Raw genomic sequence first — 1,575 nt, forward strand, 5'->3', positions numbered from 1 at the left:
GCAGTAATTAGCCGGTTAAATGAACATTGGAGGATAAAACCATTAAATGAATTTACACAGAAGTATTGACATTACCTACTATTTAAGCAAAAAAACCTATCCTTCAGTCCTTTTTTCGGAAAAGGATTTTATATGTCTGAATGGCTTCTGAGGCAGGTTTTTTCGCTCTGGTAATAAAAAAGGCTTAATAAGTCACCTTGCCCTACTAGATCTTCTCAAGGACGAATAAGAGCTGTCCTTCTATAACTGCATCGTTCAGTTTAACACATATTTCCTTTATCTGGGCATCAAAGGGAGCAAGGATGGCATTTTCCATCTTCATTGCTTCAAGATTGGCAATCTCCTCACCTTTATGGACAATATCTCCAACCTTCAGAGAACCCCTCTGAGGATTACCTATCCGCCAGACATTACCAGCAATGGGAGCTCCAACTTCGTTCAGTGTCTTTGCGATTCTTATCTCCTTTTTCTTTGCCCTTGGAGTCTCAACCTGATAAACCCGTGTCTTATTATTTACCTTCATTACAACGTGTATAACTCCTTCATGCTCAGCACCAATAGAAACAAGCTCTATGCAGTATGGTTTTCCCCAGAGCTCAAACTCAACCTTATCCCCTGGTCTTTTCAATCCTTCTCTCCATACATTTGTTGGTAACACAAGGGGTGCCTCGCCATACTTTTCCCTGAAGTCAATAAATTCAAGGGCATCCTTAGGATGCATTAAAAACAGTATAAACTCTTCTTCAGAAGGCTCTCTTCCAAGATAATCAGAAAGCTCCTTGCTCAATCTGTCGAGATCATCCTCTTCAATATGTTCGAGAGGAGAAAGTTCCTTCCTTTCCTTTAATTTCTTCTGCCACTCATCTCCAAAGGCACTCCTGTAAACCCATTCATCAGGCCAGCCTGTGGGAAGTTTTCCGTAATGTCCAAGGATGAGATTTTTAAAATCACCAGGTGCATTTCTAAAAAGCTGTAAGAGCTCTTCCTGTTCTGCTGGTTCCATTGCACTGAAGTCCTGCCCTTTCTCTTCAACGAATTTAGTTAATAATTCAATTATATGTCTTACACCGGCATCTCCTCTTTCCTTTGCATACCTGTTTACAATTCCACTACAGGTTACCCAAGTAATCTGGCTACCAGGTGTAACATCAAAATATCTAACAATCCTGTTATAGAGAGACATCACCTTAAGGATCGCAGGCATTAGATGGAGAAAATCAGACTTCTGAGCCTGTTCAAAGGAGCTCGGAAAGGCACCGCCAGGCATCTTGTGTCTTGTAACAGTATGGTCAAGCCCTCTGAATGGTGATTCAGCCCATTCATAATGGCCTATCCATTCCCTCACTTTATAAACAGCTTCTTCCGCAACTCTTCTATTAAGGTGTACCGGTATTCCTGCTTCCTCAAATACTGCATGAACACTAAGTATAGGTGAATGACCGTAGAATCTTACAAGGGAATCCTCCTGGACATCAAATATCTTTGCACCAGCCTTTGCAGCAGAAAGAAGGGCAGGAATGGCAAGACCATCAGTAATATGTCTGTGATAATTTATAACAAGATCAGGATATTTCC

The 1,575-nt window shown here is 41.1% G+C and carries 1 protein-coding gene; it reads right to left on the reverse strand.

The features are described 5' to 3' along the window. Positions 1–205: 205 nt before the first annotated feature. On the reverse strand, positions 206–1,575 hold a 1,370-nt coding region (locus N2257_10650; protein MCX7794843.1), incomplete at its 5' end, for a hypothetical protein.

This window comes from Thermodesulfovibrionales bacterium (assembly GCA_026417875.1).
Taxonomy (GTDB): domain Bacteria; phylum Nitrospirota; class Thermodesulfovibrionia; order Thermodesulfovibrionales; family CALJEL01; genus CALJEL01.